The organism is Moraxella sp. K1664 (genome assembly GCF_039693965.1).
GTDB lineage: Bacteria > Pseudomonadota > Gammaproteobacteria > Pseudomonadales > Moraxellaceae > Moraxella.
Genome location: NZ_CP155576.1, coordinates 1,667,041 through 1,683,290 on the forward strand (window position 1 = coordinate 1,667,041; position 16,250 = coordinate 1,683,290).

Annotated in this window: 13 protein-coding genes; 4 read left to right on the plus strand and 9 right to left on the minus strand. The window is 44.6% G+C overall.

Features of this window, described 5'->3' with window-relative positions; all coding sequences use genetic code 11:
* Positions 1–31: 31 nt before the first annotated feature.
* Positions 32–808, minus strand: coding sequence for a TatD family hydrolase (locus AAHK14_RS08405; protein ID WP_065256368.1), 777 nt, complete (start codon positions 806–808; stop codon positions 32–34).
* A gap of 715 nt (positions 809–1,523) precedes the next feature.
* Between AAHK14_RS08405 and AAHK14_RS08410 the strand changes: the two genes are divergently transcribed.
* Positions 1,524–2,483 carry an OmpA family protein gene (locus tag AAHK14_RS08410; RefSeq protein ID WP_065256369.1) on the plus strand — a complete coding sequence of 320 codons (960 nt, stop codon included), beginning with the start codon at positions 1,524–1,526 and terminating at the stop codon, positions 2,481–2,483.
* Between the two features lie 18 nt (positions 2,484–2,501).
* On the plus strand, positions 2,502–9,896 hold the full coding sequence (locus AAHK14_RS08415; protein ID WP_194092710.1) for a Calx-beta domain-containing protein: 7,395 nt from the start codon (positions 2,502–2,504) through the stop codon (positions 9,894–9,896).
* A 168-nt stretch (positions 9,897–10,064) separates the two neighbouring features.
* Here the strand turns inward: AAHK14_RS08415 and map are convergent, their stop codons facing one another.
* Both map and AAHK14_RS08425 read right to left on the minus strand, forming a co-directional pair.
* Positions 10,065–10,856, minus strand: a complete 792-nt coding sequence (gene map / locus AAHK14_RS08420; protein ID WP_065256371.1) for a type I methionyl aminopeptidase — start codon at positions 10,854–10,856, stop codon at positions 10,065–10,067.
* Positions 10,857–10,904: 48 nt separating this feature from the next.
* Positions 10,905–11,069 carry a lipoprotein gene (locus AAHK14_RS08425; RefSeq protein WP_156065161.1) on the minus strand — a complete coding sequence of 55 codons (165 nt, stop codon included), beginning with the start codon at positions 11,067–11,069 and terminating at the stop codon, positions 10,905–10,907.
* Positions 11,070–11,368: 299 nt separating this feature from the next.
* Between AAHK14_RS08425 and AAHK14_RS08430 the strand changes: the two genes are divergently transcribed.
* Positions 11,369–12,094, plus strand: a complete 726-nt coding sequence (locus AAHK14_RS08430; RefSeq protein WP_065256372.1) for an AzlC family ABC transporter permease — start codon at positions 11,369–11,371, stop codon at positions 12,092–12,094.
* Entirely contained in the window at positions 12,091–12,420 is a 330-nt protein-coding gene (locus AAHK14_RS08435) for a branched-chain amino acid transporter permease (protein ID WP_065256373.1), read from the plus strand. The genes AAHK14_RS08430 and AAHK14_RS08435 overlap by 4 nt, the downstream gene beginning before the upstream one ends.
* Positions 12,421–12,725: 305 nt before the next feature.
* Here AAHK14_RS08435 and AAHK14_RS08440 read toward each other — a convergent pair whose 3' ends face one another.
* The 6 genes from AAHK14_RS08440 to AAHK14_RS08465 form a co-directional block, all read right to left on the minus strand.
* On the minus strand, positions 12,726–13,079 hold the full coding sequence (locus AAHK14_RS08440) for a SirB2 family protein (protein ID WP_065256374.1): 354 nt from the start codon (positions 13,077–13,079) through the stop codon (positions 12,726–12,728).
* A gap of 66 nt (positions 13,080–13,145) precedes the next feature.
* On the minus strand, positions 13,146–13,622 hold the full coding sequence (gene greA, locus AAHK14_RS08445; RefSeq protein WP_065256375.1) for a transcription elongation factor GreA: 477 nt from the start codon (positions 13,620–13,622) through the stop codon (positions 13,146–13,148).
* Between the two features lie 136 nt (positions 13,623–13,758).
* Entirely contained in the window at positions 13,759–14,082 is a 324-nt protein-coding gene (locus tag AAHK14_RS08450; RefSeq protein WP_065256376.1) for a hypothetical protein, read from the minus strand.
* Positions 14,082–14,417, minus strand: coding sequence for a hypothetical protein (locus AAHK14_RS08455; protein WP_065256377.1), 336 nt, complete (start codon positions 14,415–14,417; stop codon positions 14,082–14,084). The genes AAHK14_RS08450 and AAHK14_RS08455 overlap by 1 nt, the downstream gene beginning before the upstream one ends.
* A gap of 15 nt (positions 14,418–14,432) precedes the next feature.
* Positions 14,433–15,128 carry a ribulose-phosphate 3-epimerase gene (gene rpe, locus AAHK14_RS08460; RefSeq protein ID WP_065256378.1) on the minus strand — a complete coding sequence of 232 codons (696 nt, stop codon included), beginning with the start codon at positions 15,126–15,128 and terminating at the stop codon, positions 14,433–14,435.
* A gap of 143 nt (positions 15,129–15,271) precedes the next feature.
* Positions 15,272–16,132, minus strand: a complete 861-nt coding sequence (locus AAHK14_RS08465) for a transporter substrate-binding domain-containing protein (protein ID WP_065256379.1) — start codon at positions 16,130–16,132, stop codon at positions 15,272–15,274.
* Positions 16,133–16,250 lie beyond the last annotated feature (118 nt).

Sequence of the window (16,250 nt, forward strand, 5' to 3'; positions counted from 1 at the left end):
CAATTTTAACATGATTTTTGCCATGCCACATTTAACCATATTGATTTAACAACTCATCAAAATTTTGGCTCGTGATACGTCCTATCTCATCAGGCGTTTTACCAAAAATATCTGCCAGAGCCTTTGCCACATACGGCACAAAAGACGGCTCATTATCACGCCCACGCTTTGGCACAGGGGCGAGATAGGGGCTGTCGGTTTCTATCAAAAGGCGGTCAAGGGGCAATTTTTTGGCAACGTCTTGTAATTCCACCGATTTTTTAAAACTGACAATCCCTGAAAATGAGATGTATAACCCCATGTCAAGGGCGGTTTTGGCAAAGGCATAATCTTCGGTAAAGCAGTGGATAATGCCGTGTTCGCACTTTTCGGCTTTTAATAGGTCAAGCGTGTCGTGATAGGCGTTACGGGTGTGGACGATGATTGGTTTTTTTAGGGTTTGGCTTGCGTGAATGTGCGTGGCAAAGCTGTATTTTTGCTCGCTCTTTTTGGTGTCGTCCCAATGATAATCTAGCCCCGTCTCGCCAAACGCCCATACCTTGTCATCATTTAACCGCACAAAGTCGTCCACACTCACCGCCTTTAAAATCGCCTTGTCTTGGCAAGGGTGCAAGCCAATACTCATGCCGATGTTGATGTTGTCATTGGATAAATCTACCCACTGCCTGATGTCGTCAATCTCGCCAAATTCACAGCAAATTGCCATGATACGGCTGACGTTCATCTCTTTTAGGTTGGCAAGTAGGGCGGGTTTGTCGTGTTGGTAAGTGTCTAAATAGGTCAAATGGGCGTGGGTGTCGGTGTACATATTACTGTTCTTTTTGGTGTTGTTAAGTTATGTTGAATCGTGAGCGGTTAAATTAACATTGATTTGTGATGATAGGGTGGTTGTATGAATATGAATTTGTGTTGGGTGTGGCAATAAGTTATTTTGCCAAAATTGGCTGTTTTGATGAGTTATGCAAATTTGTCATGGTGTGTATTTTATCATTACCACCCCCAAAAAAGCAATTTTTGCCATCAACTTGTGCCAAATGATGCCCATCTGCTATAGATTTTTCTCAATAACCTTTTAAATTTTTATAAAAAGATGAAAAATTAATCAAGTTAGCATGGTTTTTGCAACATATTATGATTAATTTTTAATTAATTTGAACAATAGTTAAACAAATTTTAATCATTACCATCTGTTACACAGCGTTTACAAAAAGAGTGACGATTGTATCCTTTTTGGCGACCAATAAAACTTAACAGAGTTTTTTTGTATTAGACTTCTTTCCAAACCCTGATTTTTATGGATTTTTAAAACTTCAACCCCAATACTTATAAGGGTTTATTTTTAGTTTGGAAAGAGATTTATTAAAATATTGTTTGATTTAAAATATCATTTAATTTTTTTAAACATTGATACATTGTAACGAACCATGCCGATGATGCTAAGCGACATGCTGGGTCATCGGTACTTTTGTTATTGGTTGTTACTGGTGTGATGTCTCAACAAAAACGCTCAAATAGGAGGCGTGATGAAAATTACCCTAAACCCCATTAAGATTGCCATCTGTGCATTGGCAGTAGGCATGACACTGTCTGCTCATGCTGTTCGTATCGTGGATAATGAAAACACCAAGGCAGTCGGGCATGTCAAATGGCACAAAGAAAAAAGCGTGAATACAAACGATGTCATGAACGCACATGTGCCTGATAATGCGGTGAACGTGGTATTTATTCGTCAAGCCGACCAAGACCCCTTGCAGACCAGTGCCAATATTGCCATTAATGACCGCTTTCAGGTGAGCATCCAGCCGGGGAATTTTAGTCAAGTATATTCTTGCTCAGGCATTAACCAGCTTAGCTCTGCGGTTACGGGTGCTAAGCATAATGACCTATTGGCAAACCTACAAACACATTATCTATCAGTAGGTCAAACATACTATTTTTATGTAGAAGTAGATGATAATGCCCGCTCTACCATCAAGCAGATTGATGACACCAGTGCTAAGAGCCTGCTAGAACACACCAGATTGCAAACCCACCAAATCAGCCGTGTGGTTCCTAACTGCCCAGCACCTGCCCCTGCTCCCATACCCGCTCCTGCGGTTGTCAAACCTGCCCCTGTATCTGTGGCAACTACCGCCAAACAAACTCGCTCCATCGAGCTTGCGGTGCTGTTTGACACTGATAAGTCAGTTGTAAAATCCCAATATCATGACAAAATCAAAGAAGCAGCTGACTTTTTGGCAAGCCATCCAAATGCCACCGTGGTCATCGAAGGTCATACTGACAGCCGAGCCAGCGAGCCTTACAACCAAGCTCTATCAGAGCGTCGTGCCAATGCTGTAAGAAACGTACTTATCAAAAATTATGGCGTAAACCCTGACATCATCACTGCCGAAGGGCATGGTGAGCTACGTCCCATCGCATCTAATAACACCGCTGAGGGTCGCCAACAGAACCGTCGTGTGGTCGCTGTCTTTACTTACTAATCTAAACAGGAAATATCTATGAAAACCGTGATTGTAAAAACCTATAATACCAATGAAGCCATTAATGAAGTGCGTGTGGTGACCAAAGACGGTCAGCCTACGGTCATCAAAGCAGGCAAGCATGTCAATTATGACTTTTTTGATGAATCTATCGGACGTGCCCCTAACCACATCATCACCAAGCGTCAAGGCAAAGACCTGCACGTCTCTTTTGAGCGAGAGGGTGTTGAGAGCGACCTTATCATCGAAGACTTTTATGAAAATGATGAGCAGGGCTTGGTGGGTATCGCCGAAAACGGTCGTTACTACTATTATATTCCTGATACCGGTGAAGTGGCAGACTACGTCACTCAACTTCAAGCGGGCGATGTCGAAGGTCAGGCACTGGGCGGCGAGGAAATGCTGGTGCCATTTTGGATTATGATGGTCAATGGCTTGCCATGGTGGCCACTACTGGGCGTGGTGCCTTTTCTTATCAGAGATAAAGATGATGACCCAGCACCGCTAGCTGAGGCAAGACCTAACACCACGCCTGACATTGTCTTGGCACAGGTTAGCGAAGATGAAAAAGTAAATGGGGTGACGATTAATGTGTTAGATAATGACAGCTCATCAAATATCAATAAAGCTGGCATTAAGCTCATCAGCCCACAAACCAACCAAATCAGCACCGAAGAAGACGGTAAAAAAGTCACCGTAAAAGGGCAGGGTACATGGACAGTAGATGACGAGGGTAATGTCACTTTTGTCCGAGAAGAGGGTTTTACAGGCAACCCAACCCCCATCAACTACATCGTGCCAAACAACCAAGGGGAATATTCAGTTAGCACTGCGGTGGCGGTGGACTACGGTCATGCCCTAACCGCTGATAACGCATCGGGCAAAGCAGGCACGCCAGTCACTCAGGATGTATTGGCTAACGATAACAAGGACGGACTGGTAACTGAGACCCTACAACTTGTCAATCCTGCCACAGGCGAGACGGGCTTGGCTTTGGTTGTGGCAGGTGAGGGCAAGTGGGAGCTTGTGCTTGGTGGTGATAATAAGCCAACAGGTGAGGTGACCTTTACGCCCGAAGATGGCTTTACAGACAACCCAACTCCCATCAAATACCGAGTCACTACCACGACAGGAGGGGATTATGAGACAACGGTCGGTGTTAGTTATGACAGCGTAAGTTATGGCAATGGTCACACCAGACCTGACGTGCAGGTGGGTAATCTAGGCGAGCCCGTTACCATTGATGTCACAACCAATGATAATGCGGTGGATGCATCTTCGGTCAGACTGATTGACCCTGCCAACCCTGGTACTCCCGAAACCCCAATATTGGTCGATACTGTAAAAGTAAAAGACGAGGGTACTTGGACGGTAAGTGACGGCAAAGTGACCTTCACCCCTGATACTGGCTTTGCAGGCAGTCCTAAGCCCATTAACTATGTCGTCAAAGACACTGATGGCAATCAGTTGCTACCAACACCGATTAACGTCACTTATCCATCAATGACCACCGCTGATGTCAAAACAGGTTCTTATGGCAAACCTGTTGATGTAGACGTATTGGCAAATGATAAGAACATTGTCAAAGACAGCGTTAAAATCATCAATCCATCTACTGGCGAACCTACCAATGAAGTTGTCATTAAAGGTCAAGGTACTTGGAGTGTTGATGATAAAGGCATTGTTACCTTCAAGCCAGAGGATAACTATACGGGCAACCCAACACCGATTAACTACATCGGCACGGATTCTAACGGTCATACTACGTTGCCAACGCCAGTTACCGTCATCTATCCAAATCCTACCACCCCCGACACCAAAATCGGCACACCGGGCAAACCTGTTACTCAAAAAGTTACAGACAATGATGGTAATGTAGACCCAAGCACCGTCAAACTGGTAGACCCTAACAATCCAAATAACCCACCATCTGATAAAGTTACCATCCCTAACGAAGGCACTTGGACAGTAACCCCAGATGGCGAAGTTACCTTTACCCCTGATCCTAACTTCACAGGCAATCCAACACCGATCAGCTATGTTGTTGAAGGTGACAATGGTAATATGTTGCCACCGACACCTGTGGCTGTGACTTATCCAAATCCTACCACCCCCGACACCAAAATCGGCACACCGGGCAAACCTGTTACTCAAAAAGTTACAGACAATGATGGTAATGTAGACCCAAGCACCGTCAAACTGGTAGACCCTAACAATCCAAATAACCCACCATCTGATAAAGTTACCATCCCTGACGAAGGCACTTGGACAGTAACCCCAGATGGCGAAGTTACCTTTACCCCTGATCCTAACTTCACAGGCAATCCAACACCGATCAGCTATGTTGTTGAAGATGACAATGGTAATATGTTGCCACCGACACCTGTGGTGGTTAGTTATCCACAGCCGGTGGATGGCGATGACACGCCTATTGCCACCAATCCCGATACAAAACCAGGGTTTAAGGATTATCCTGTCACGCAAAACGTTGTTGATAATGATAACAATGTCGATCCTACAACTGTTAAACTTATCAATCCCATCACCAAACAGCCTGTGGATGAGATTGTTGTGCCTAACGAGGGTACTTGGACAGTTGGTCCTAACCCAGGGGAGGTTACATTCACACCTGTGCCAGAGCTGGGCGATAAAGATCCATCACCGATTAACTATGTGGTCAAAGACATTGACTCCGATGATTTCTCAGAGCCAACACCGGTTAATGTTACTTATCCAGTAGAAGCACCAAAACCCATCGTCTCCATCAAAGCCACAGACCCTGTCGCCATTGAAGGCGGTGAGGGCAGTGACCCTGCCAAAGACAACAAACTTGTCTTTGAAGTGTCTCAAAGTGATGCTATTGATGAAGCCAACACCATTAAGGTAAAAGGCAACCTACCAGCAGGTACGGTGAGTGCAGATGACATCGAGTCCATCAGCTACACAGATGGTGCAAATACAAAAGTAACCATTAAAGACCCAGCTGACATTGCCAAATTCTTTACAGATGGCATTGAGGTGGTTATCCCTGCCAATGGCACCACAGCACCTGTCATTACCATCACTGCCAAAGATGATGGCATCCCTGAAGGCACAGAGACCATCAGTGTTCAAGTGGCAGACGTTAGCAAAGGTTCAATCAGTCCTAATGCCAAGGAAAATACTGCCACAGGTAGTATCAAAGATGAGCCTTATGATGGCACCCCAAAAAATCCAAATGAGACAACTGATCCGAACAATCCGGTAACACCAAGCACCCCAGAAGTGCCGTCTAATGACAGCCCAAGGGTGCCAAAAGACCCAACCAAGCCACATGACCCAAATAATCCTGATGAAAACCCATTGGTGCCTGTTGATGAAAACAACACCTTAGGCGATAAGCCAATCGTTGCCATCAGTGGTCCAGAGCTTGTCAATGAAGCGGTAGGTACGGTTACTTATACCGTTGCCCTAGACCGTCCTGCCACCGAAGACATTGTCATCAGTTATGTCATCAACCACAAAGCAGATGGTTCAAACGATAACCCAACCGAAAATGATGACTTTACCACCGCCAACATCGGCACGGTACAAACTGTCACCATCAAAAAAGGCGACACCAAAGCAACCATCAATGTTGGTATTAAAAACGACGAAGAGCACGAAGGTAACGAAGATTACAGCGTGAGCATTGTCCATGCCGACAACAAAGCTGTGGTTAATGACAAAGCCAACACCGTCATCACCACCATCAATGACGAAGGTCAAGGCACCACCGATGGACGTGATCCAAACGACCCATCTAACTACCCTGACCCGAACAATCCTGATGGACCAATGAAGGATCCTAACAATCCTGACGAACCTGTCACCCCTGATGACCTGCCAAAAGCAGATGATGACAGAAAAACACCAGTGGTCTCTATCAAAGCCACCAAGCCAGTGGCAGTTGAAAAAGCCACCGCAGATGACTTTGTGGAGTTTACTGTGGCTCGCAGTGCCATCGTTGAGGGTAATAGCTTCAAAGGTGATGTTAAGATCACTTTGCAAATCCAAGCTGGTGGCACCGAGATTGATGCTAAGGATGTGGCTCGTGTTGAGATTGTCGATGAGACTGGCAAGCAATTGGCGGATGCAACTTATGCCGACCTAGTTGCAGGCAAAGTGGTTACCATGCCACAAGATGCGACCGACACCAAAGGTCACATCAAAGTGCGTATCTATGCCAAAGATGATGATGTCTATGAAATCTCAGAGAAAGTCACACTTGCCATCACTGATGTGGATGATACAGGCACAACTGATTCACGTATTGAGCCAAAAATCGATTCCAACAATGGCAATGCAACAGGCTATATCGTGGATGATGGTAAAGATGGGGACAAGCCATTTGACCCAACCAAACCTGTCGACCCAACAGATAACCCTGCACCAACAGGGGATAAACCTGTGGTTATCATCAAGGGTGACGATGAAGTCCTTGAAAGTGCAGGCTCGGCTAATTACACCATTGAGATTGAAAATGGCAAAACTTCTGATAAGCCAATCAAGGTAAAATATAAAGTAACCTTACCCGAAGCAAGTGACACCATCAATCCTGCCGAACAAGCAGACTTTGGTGACTCTGTTGTGATCGATAGAGTGGTCGAAGTTGAAATCCCAGCGGGTCAAACCAAGTTTGAGATTAATCTTCCGATTGTTGATGATGACATTTATGAGGGTAAAGAGACCTATCGTGTTGAGCTCATTGAGGCCAAACTTGACGATGCTGATGTTCGCACCACAGACTCTAATAAGCAGTCAGTAACCACGGTGATTGATGACTTTGAAGGTGAGACTGATGCCAACAAGGATAAGCCCGCCATTGAGCTTGATCCACCAGCTCACGTCTCAGAAGAGGGCTTGCCAGGAGGTAATAAAGATAATGACTCTGCTAAGCACGCCAACAACACCACAGTAAATGCAAGTACACCAAATAATAATGACTACGACATCACTAATGAGACAAGAACATCAGGCAAGATATGCATCACCAATGTCGATACCACTGATACAAACTTGCTTGATAGACTGTCGTTAGACTTGTCAAATGCCACCCCAATTCGCTTGAGTCAAAATGGTGCGAATCTGACATGGGAAAAAGATGAAAGCGTCGCAGGCAAGATTACTTGGTATGCCTATGAGACTGATGTCGAAGACCCCGCATTGACCGTTACGATAGATAACAACTCTCGTAAAGTTGCAACTGTTGATGGCAAAGAAGTGGTTGAGTTTACCTATGATGTTGAGCTTCATAAAGCCATTTATCATGAGGGTAACTCTATCATTACCGCTGATTCGTCAGCAGGAGAAGGTCAAGACAACTTGCCTGTAAACTTTACCATCATTGCCAAAGATGGTGATTCAAACATTGCAACCAATGAGACTGTGGTGGTAGTGATTGAAGATGATGCACCAATCGCAGAACGAGTGGTGCATAATATCCAAGTGGCTCATGACGAAGTGACTCTTAGCGGTCTAATCGGTGGCTTTAAGCAGAATGTCACTTTAAAAGGCGTTGAAAATTTAAACGATAATGTATTTAATGATTTAAGAGATAATTACCCTGCTCGTTGGAGAATTTTAGATGATGACCCATTGTATGACGGAATTGCATGGGGTGTGCCATTTCCATGGGAAAACCAAGGGTATAATCAAGCTGCCTATGAAGCTAGAGAAAACAGCGAGTTCTCTGGCACTAACGTTAAGGAGCTAATCACAGGTCTTGGTGAATCGTTCAATATCGGTACATTTACTCACCAAAACTACTCTATTTATACAGCCAGTCAGCAGATTCGCTCGGGTACGTTGACCTACAGCTTTAATACAGCTATCAATGGCAAAGATGTTACCATCTCAGACATTGACTACAACTTTGTGCATCTAGAGACTCAAAACGTCGGTGTTCTTGATGGCGTAGCAGGCGATTTGGTGGCATTTAAGCAGTCAGACAAGACCTTTATCATTGGCGATACAGCTTATCGCTTGAGTGTTGAAGGATTTGTTCCTGTTGCCAATAATGTCCCACAAGGTATGCCAGAAAATGTCAGTTATGCCGATTATCTGCAAGCCCAATATTTGTACTTCCTGCAAGAATCCTTGAAGGTTAAGACAGGTGGAACAACTGGCTATCTTTATGATCAGGTAGCTATGGAAATGCTAAAAGAGACATTTGGTACAGGCTTGATTACTGAGGCGGAGAATCTTGGTTTGGTTGCCAACGGTTTCCATGATAACCACCCAAGCAACCCGATACTTAGTAAAGAAGATGTGGATAAGGCGTTAGCGTTCTTAGATAAAGCTCAGATGGTGCTTGTGCATTCAGATGAAAACCAGACCAATAACTATAACGTCCAAGCTCGTATCGAGCCTATCACAAACCCCCTTGACCTTGAAACCAACGTTGATATTCAAGGTAAGATTCATATGGGTGGTGACTTGTTGCTAGACAGTCAAGGCAACAAAAAGGTTGATGTTCTATGGACGGCAACCATTGATGGTGATAATCCACATATTAAAGAAATCACCTACAAAGACGCCAACGGCAGAGAAACCACCCAAGAAAATGCTCAGTCTACTGAAATCGTTACTACTTATGGTACGCTTGTGGGTAGAAAAGATGGTGATTATCGTTTTACTGCTGTCAATGATATTGCCAGACTTATTGCCGAAGGGGCTGATGAGACATTCACAGTGGAATATCAATATAGTGACTCAGATGGCGATATTGCCAAGTCAGAGGTGGTATTTAATTTTGAAGGTTTAACAAAGGCTCAAATGCAAGAAAGTCGTGCCAATCCTTACGTTGATGGTGAGAGTAATGATTATATTGTAGGCTCAACCCAAGCTGATATTATCTATGGTGGTATCGGTGATGATGTCATTGTTGGTAATGGCGGTGGAGATACACTCATTGGCGGTGCTGGTAATGATGTATTGTTCTATGCCAAAGATGCAGTCTTGATTGACGGTGATGGTGCCAATAATCAGGGTGGCAAAGCAACCGATGGTAAGGATTATGTGGATATCCTGTCATTAACACATTGGTTGGAGCTTGACGAGAATAACAATCCATTACCTATTGACTTTAACGATGTGCGAAACGTTAAGAATATTGAAGAGATTGATATGAGAAATGATTTTGCTCAGACGCTAGAAATCACTGCTGACACAGTACTAAATATGACAGATGGTAGAAATCAACTGTTCATTCGTGGTGATGTGGATGGGGATGGTAGAGATACCGTGAAATTGATGAAAGGCATGAATACAGAGTCAGAAGAAACTTATAATGACGAAAAAACCGGCACAACCTTTAAAGTATATGAAGGTTATACAGATGATGGAAGTGTAAAACTTTACATCCAAGACGGTATTAACGTTTCAGGTGTCTAACCATCTCAATACTGTAAAACAACATCAAAAACGCTCCCAATGGGGGCGTTTTTGTTTGACTGTTGACGGGTGTTAAGTTTGTATCCAATAAGGAGTTTATCAACAAACCCAACAACAAAAGACCCAACAAATCATGTCGGGTCTTTGTTTTGATATTAAGTTGGGTATCTAGCTTTTCACCCAGCTTAGATCTTCATCGGGTCGCCCCGTGGTAATGATACAGCCGTTATCGGTAACGATGAGTGTATGTTCCCATTGAGCGGAGAGTTTGCGGTCTTTGGTGATAGCCGTCCAGCCGTCTTTCATGATTTTGGTTTGCCATACGCCTTGGTTAATCATCGGCTCAATGGTCAGTGCCATGCCTGTTTTTAGCTCCACGCCTGTTCCTGCTTTGCCGTAGTGTAGCACCTGTGGCTCGCAGTGAAACTCGGTGCCAATGCCATGACCGCAGAACTCACGCACGATAGAAAACCGCTCAGGCAGGACAATCTTTTCAATCTCCGCCCCGATGTCGCCAAGTCTTGCTCCATTTTTTACCACGCTAATACCTGCATACAGAGCGTCTTGGGCGACTTTGCATAGGCGGTTTGCCATGACCGAGCCTTCGCCGATAATCCACATGGCGGACGTGTCGCCATAATAGCCGTCTTTAATGACCGTTACGTCAATGTTGATGATGTCGCCATCCTTTAAGATACGCTCGTGGTCGGGCATGCCATGACACACCACATGGTTGATAGACGTGCATAGGGTGTAGGGGTAGCCGTGGTAGTTTAGGCAAGCAGGAATGGCGTTTTGGACTTCGGTGATGTGTTTGTACGCCAAATCGTCCAAAAAGCCTGTACTTACCCCTGCCTTGACGTGGGGGTCTAGCATTTGTAGGACTTCTGAGGCAAGTTGTCCTGCCACTTTCATCTTTTCAATGCCGTCTTTGTTTAATAGGGGGATAACTTTACTCATGGGGTTCTCTTTTTTATTTGTCAAAATTTATAAAATCAATCTTTGCCATCAATAATCATTGGAATCGGTGCTAACAGGCATGTCCACAGGCTCGCCTTGCGTTGGGGTAGAGTGGGGTGGGGTGGGGGATTTTTCGGGCAGGTATAACGCCCCTTTTTGTCCGCATGCGGTTAGGGTGAGTGCCAGTGCTAGGCTAAATAATAAGTTTTTCATCATCAAATTCTAAAATAACAAAAGGTTATTTTAACATAATTTTGCCAAAATCGCTTGATTTGTAAAATCTGATATGACAAACTTTTTGCTTTTTAAAAGATAATAATTTGTCATGATAAATTGTCGTCTTTTCAAGTAAAATATATGCCATTCTCAACTTTGTATAAATGATTGATTTATCAAGGGTGAATTGCAATTCGTCCCTAAGACTCAAAAATAATTCTCAAACAATCAATAAGTTACCATTTTAAGTTGAGAATGAAGTAAAATATTTCTCTTTATCATAACCTGCCCACACCATGACCACCGACTATTGTTTTAGAACTACCGCCAAATACGCCTTTACCCAGAGCTTGCCCATTTTGTCGGGCTTTTTGTTTTTGGGTATGGCGTATGGGGTGTATATGCACTCGCTTGGCTTTTCGGCATGGTATCCTGTCATCATGGCGGTGCTGATTTTTGCAGGGTCGGTGGAATTTATCGTGGCGGGGCTACTTATCATGGCGTTCAACCCGTCATCGGTGTTTTTGCTTGTGGCGATGATTAGTGCCAGACAGATTTTTTATGCCATTTCTATGTTGGATAAATTTCGGGGCATTACGGGGTGGAAACGCTGGTATCTCATCGCAGGCATGGTGGATGAGAGCTTTGCCATTAACTACACCGCCGACACGGACAAGGCAGGCGTGGATAAGGCGTGGTTTATGGTGTTAGTTACGCTGTTTTTGCACCTTTATTGGGTAACAGGGTCGGCACTGGGGGCGGTCATGGGGGCGGTGTTGCCGTTTGATTTGAAGGGGGCGGAGTTTGCGATGACAGCACTATTTTTGGTGATTTTTGTGGAGCAATGGGGTAGGGAAGCCACGCACGAAAGCTCGCTCCTTGGCATTGGCATGACGGCGTTGGCGTTGGTGGTGTTTGGCAAAACGAACTTTTTAATCCCTGCCATGCTCGGCATTTTGGTGTATTTGACCGTCAGACGCTCGGCACTTCATGACAAATTGACCAATAAGGTGGCAAAATGACCCTAAATGAACAACTTTTGACCATTGCCACTGCCATTGTTGCCGTTCAGCTCTGCCGTTGGGTGGCGTTTTGGGCCTTTCCTGCTCACAAAAAAGTGCCTGATTTTGTGCAATATCTGGGCAAGGCGTTGCCGTCTGCGGTGTTTGGACTGCTCGTGGTGTATTGCTACAAAAACGTAGATATTTTGGGGCAATATCACGGCATGGCGGAGTTTATCGCAGGGGCGGTGGTCGTGGGGTTGCACCTATGGCGAAAAAATATGTTTATCTCCATTGGCGTGGGGACGATTTTGTATATGATATTGGTGCAAAAGGTGTTTGTGTAAAAAAGTATATAAAAGCGTCAATGAGTACGGCTACTACAACCACATGATGTGTGGATGTAGGGGCTGCTGAGCACGCTTTGCATGGCAATATCATCAAAAGGTGTACTCAGCATATCCCTACAAGCCTGTGGTAAATATCAAGTTCGTTAGGTATGTATTTTAAATGATGGATGTAGATGATGGGCGTGTAGGGGCGAGTGGTTGTCCTAATTAATAGATGTCAATTTATAAGTATCATCACTCACAAAAAACCAGAAATGGCAAGGATGGCACATGACAGGGATGTCATCATGTGCCATGGTGTATCAAAGCATGGGCTTGGTTACTGCCAGCACCAAAATCCCCACATAGGCGATACCTGCAATCACCATGCCTGCCTTTTTTTGGCTCAGTAGTGGAGCCCGCAAAGCCTTGATATTGGCAGAGACCGCCACAGCCAACAGCATAATCTTGACAACCGCCCAATACTGAGCCCCTGCTACTTGCCACAACCGCCACATCAAATAAAGCCCACTACCAACCAGTAGCAAATAGATGACGTGGCTTGCTATCTTAAAGGTGCGTGACTGGGTCACCTGACCGCCTGCGAAAATCAGCCCTGTTTGATATAAAAACAGCCCAATGGTAATCACAACCATGAGTAAATGTAGATGTTTCATAAGACGACCTTAGTGAGTGTGTTGTTTGTATCGTTTATATTTGTTGGCGATGACTGGCAAAGCTCATTATTCGTATAGGACTTCAACAATCTCATACTCTGCCAAACCGCTTGGGGTTTGGATTTTGGCTTCATCACCTTCTGATTTACCAATCAAGCCTTTGGCAATGGGACTGCCAACCGAGATTTTGCCGACTTTGACATCCGCTTCATCTTCGCCCACGATTTTGTAGCGTTTTTGGTCGCCCGAATCCACGTCTTCGATGACCACGGTCACGCCAAATACCACACGCCCGTCTTGGGGTAGGGTGGTGGGGTCAATGACCTGAGCCCCGCCAAGTTTTGCTTCGATGTCACGAATGCGTGCTTCGGACAGCCCTTGCTGTTCCCGAGCGGCATGGTATTCAGCGTTTTCTTTTAGGTCGCCATGCTCACGAGCTTCGGCAATGGCGGCGGTAATGCGTGGACGCTCCACGGTTTTGAGCTGTTTTAATTCTGCTTCTAGGGCGGCGTGTCCTTGTGGGGTCATGGGATAGCGTTGCATGGTCTCTCCTGATAATTATCAATACATAGCTAAAAACACCACGCCGATTGGGGTGGTGTTCTGTCATCTGTGATTGGCTTTTTGCCAAATTGTTAGCTTGGTATTATACTAAAAACAGCCAGTAATTGCAACCGTTTTAACGCCAATATCTAAGTTTTGCCATCATAAATAGCAGTCCCACAAACATCCCCAGATAATACGCCATCCGCACATCAAAGCTGTTGTCTCGGTATTTTATCGGCAGACTGACAAGGGCGGTACAACTTGGGATAAGGAGCAGGTATAGCACCCAGTTTTCTAGGACATGAAGTACGCCTTGCATGGTGTTGCCATTGCCATAACGATAAGCGGACAGACTTGTGAGCATGATGACGATGATAAGGGTCAAAATCAAGCCTTTGGGAATGTCCTTTGGCACAAAACGGTCAGGTAAAATGTTGCTTATTTGAAAATTTGCCATCAGCTATACCGCCCCATAATCGTCAAAATCGCCACAACAGATGTGAGATACCCAAGCGTGATGGCGTTGCGGGTTTGGATATTTGCCCCGTTAAATTCGTTTAATAGCTTTGCCCCACCCACGAACAACGCTGGCACAACAATCATAAAAAACGACACCACCACAGATGCATGACGCACCACCGCCCCCACGTCATGCCCTGCCAGTAGGCGAAAGCCATACCCTGCCAACGCAAGCACAAGGGCAAAAACAGCAAGCCCAATGGTTACACCAATGGGGACGAGGCTTGGAGGTTTTGAACTTAGGGATTTGGGATTAGTATTTAATTCTGACATAAATTTACCGTACCATCATTTAGCCAAATCAGACTTGGCAAGCTCATCACGCATTTTTTCAATGACCGCCTTATAATCCTCTTTACCAAAAATCGCCGAACCCGCCACAAACATATCCACGCCAGCGTCCGCAATCGCACGGATATTGTCAGGATTAACACCGCCGTCAATCTCCAAGCGAATGTCAAGCCCACGCTCATCTATCATACGGCGAACCGCTCGCACCTTATCAAGCGTACCATCAATGAACTTTTGCCCACCAAAACCAGGGTTTACGCTCATGATAAGAATTTGGTCAAGTTTGTCAATGGTATAATCTAGGTAGTGTAAGGGCGTGGCAGGGTTAAAGACCAATCCACACTTGACACCACTGTCCTTGATAAGCTGTAAACTTCTGTCAATATGCTCGCTTGCCTCTGGGTGAAAGGTAATAATATCCGCCCCTGCCTTGATAAACTCCTCAATCATTCTATCAACAGGCTTTACCATAAGATGCACATCTATGGGGGCGGTAATGCCATAATCTTTTAAGGCACGGCAGACCATCGCCCCAAAAGTCAAGTTTGGCACATAGTGGTTATCCATGACATCAAAATGCACCACGTCCGCCCCTGCATCTAGCACGGCTTTTGTGTCATCGCCCAGACGGGCAAAATCGGCTGATAAAATAGACGGGGCGATAAGAAATTGTTTTTCAGGTAGGATTTTCATGGTGAATAATAAAGTTAAAATTTGGCTTATGATAGCAGATTTTGTGCCAAAATGCGATTTTTAGCATATATTTTGACATGAAAAATCACAAAAACCACTTGCTAGAAACAAGTGGTTTGTTAGTAATTTTAACACCAAAGGATTTAGTGCCATTTTTGTTCTATTTGGGCAAGTTCACCGCTTTTTTTGATATTAGCAAGTCCTTGATTGATTTTGTTTAATAGTTCATCATCTTCTCTGCGTACCATAAACACTAAGTCGGACTGCTCGGGCAAATCTGAATCAGGCACGATCATTTTTTCAAATTGGAATGCCTTAAACTCTTCTCGTTTACCAAAATAATCTAATGCCACGCAATCGCTTACTACCACGTCCGCTCTATCATGAATCAAGCTTTGTAAACTGCCAAATTCTAATTTGTCAATCACGAGCTGTGACTCACTGATATTAAAGTTCTCAGCAAGCTCTGCACCCATGTCCGCCACATCAGGCGTGGCAATGATGCCTTTTTGCCAGTTCGCTAATTTCTCCTTATCCTTTGCCCAAACACAGTCAGCAGACCGCATGTAGCTGTCAGTGGCAACAATGGTGTCTTGGGGATAATCATCGCCTGCCAAACCATTGGCAATGATATCAACTTCATTGCTGTTTAACGCTTCTGGCATGATGTCCCATGGCACGCTGTGAGTGGTAATGACAAATCCTTGGTCTTTGGCAACCGCTTGCAAGATGTCTATGTCCAACCCACCAATCTGTCCTTTTTCATCGCTCACACCATAAGGGGCATAGTCTGGCATTGTCCCAACACGATATACAGGCAAGTTGTTATCGGTGGCTTGAACATGGGTCGTGGCAGGCTCATTGCTGGTGGCTGTATTTGTTGTCTCGCTAGGTTTGTCGCCACAGGCAACAAGTGGGATGGATAGCATAAGTGCAAAAAGTGATTTGAATGGACGCAAGGTGTATTCTCCCGAAGTTGGTAAGCTAATGTTGATAAATCTCATAACAATAAATTATGAAATAATCCCGATATCGTTAATTTGGTTATTATAATAAAAATTGATTGTTTATGCAAGTTAAAAGGTTTGTAAATGTAAACTAAAAAAACGGCTTGAATGCTCA

Bases quoted from the DNA above. Each gene is read 5' to 3' on its own strand.
- AAHK14_RS08405 (WP_065256368.1), bottom strand. From the start codon at position 808: ATGTACACCGACACCCACGCCCATTTGACCTATTTAGACACTTACCAA.
- AAHK14_RS08410 (WP_065256369.1), top strand. From the start codon at position 1,524: ATGAAAATTACCCTAAACCCCATTAAGATTGCCATCTGTGCATTGGCA.
- AAHK14_RS08415 (WP_194092710.1), top strand. From the start codon at position 2,502: ATGAAAACCGTGATTGTAAAAACCTATAATACCAATGAAGCCATTAAT.
- map (WP_065256371.1), bottom strand. From the start codon at position 10,856: ATGAGTAAAGTTATCCCCCTATTAAACAAAGACGGCATTGAAAAGATG.
- AAHK14_RS08425 (WP_156065161.1), bottom strand. From the start codon at position 11,069: ATGAAAAACTTATTATTTAGCCTAGCACTGGCACTCACCCTAACCGCA.
- AAHK14_RS08430 (WP_065256372.1), top strand. From the start codon at position 11,369: ATGACCACCGACTATTGTTTTAGAACTACCGCCAAATACGCCTTTACC.
- AAHK14_RS08435 (WP_065256373.1), top strand. From the start codon at position 12,091: ATGACCCTAAATGAACAACTTTTGACCATTGCCACTGCCATTGTTGCC.
- AAHK14_RS08440 (WP_065256374.1), bottom strand. From the start codon at position 13,079: ATGAAACATCTACATTTACTCATGGTTGTGATTACCATTGGGCTGTTT.
- greA (WP_065256375.1), bottom strand. From the start codon at position 13,622: ATGCAACGCTATCCCATGACCCCACAAGGACACGCCGCCCTAGAAGCA.
- AAHK14_RS08450 (WP_065256376.1), bottom strand. From the start codon at position 14,082: ATGGCAAATTTTCAAATAAGCAACATTTTACCTGACCGTTTTGTGCCA.
- AAHK14_RS08455 (WP_065256377.1), bottom strand. From the start codon at position 14,417: ATGTCAGAATTAAATACTAATCCCAAATCCCTAAGTTCAAAACCTCCA.
- rpe (WP_065256378.1), bottom strand. From the start codon at position 15,128: ATGAAAATCCTACCTGAAAAACAATTTCTTATCGCCCCGTCTATTTTA.
- AAHK14_RS08465 (WP_065256379.1), bottom strand. From the start codon at position 16,132: ATGAGATTTATCAACATTAGCTTACCAACTTCGGGAGAATACACCTTG.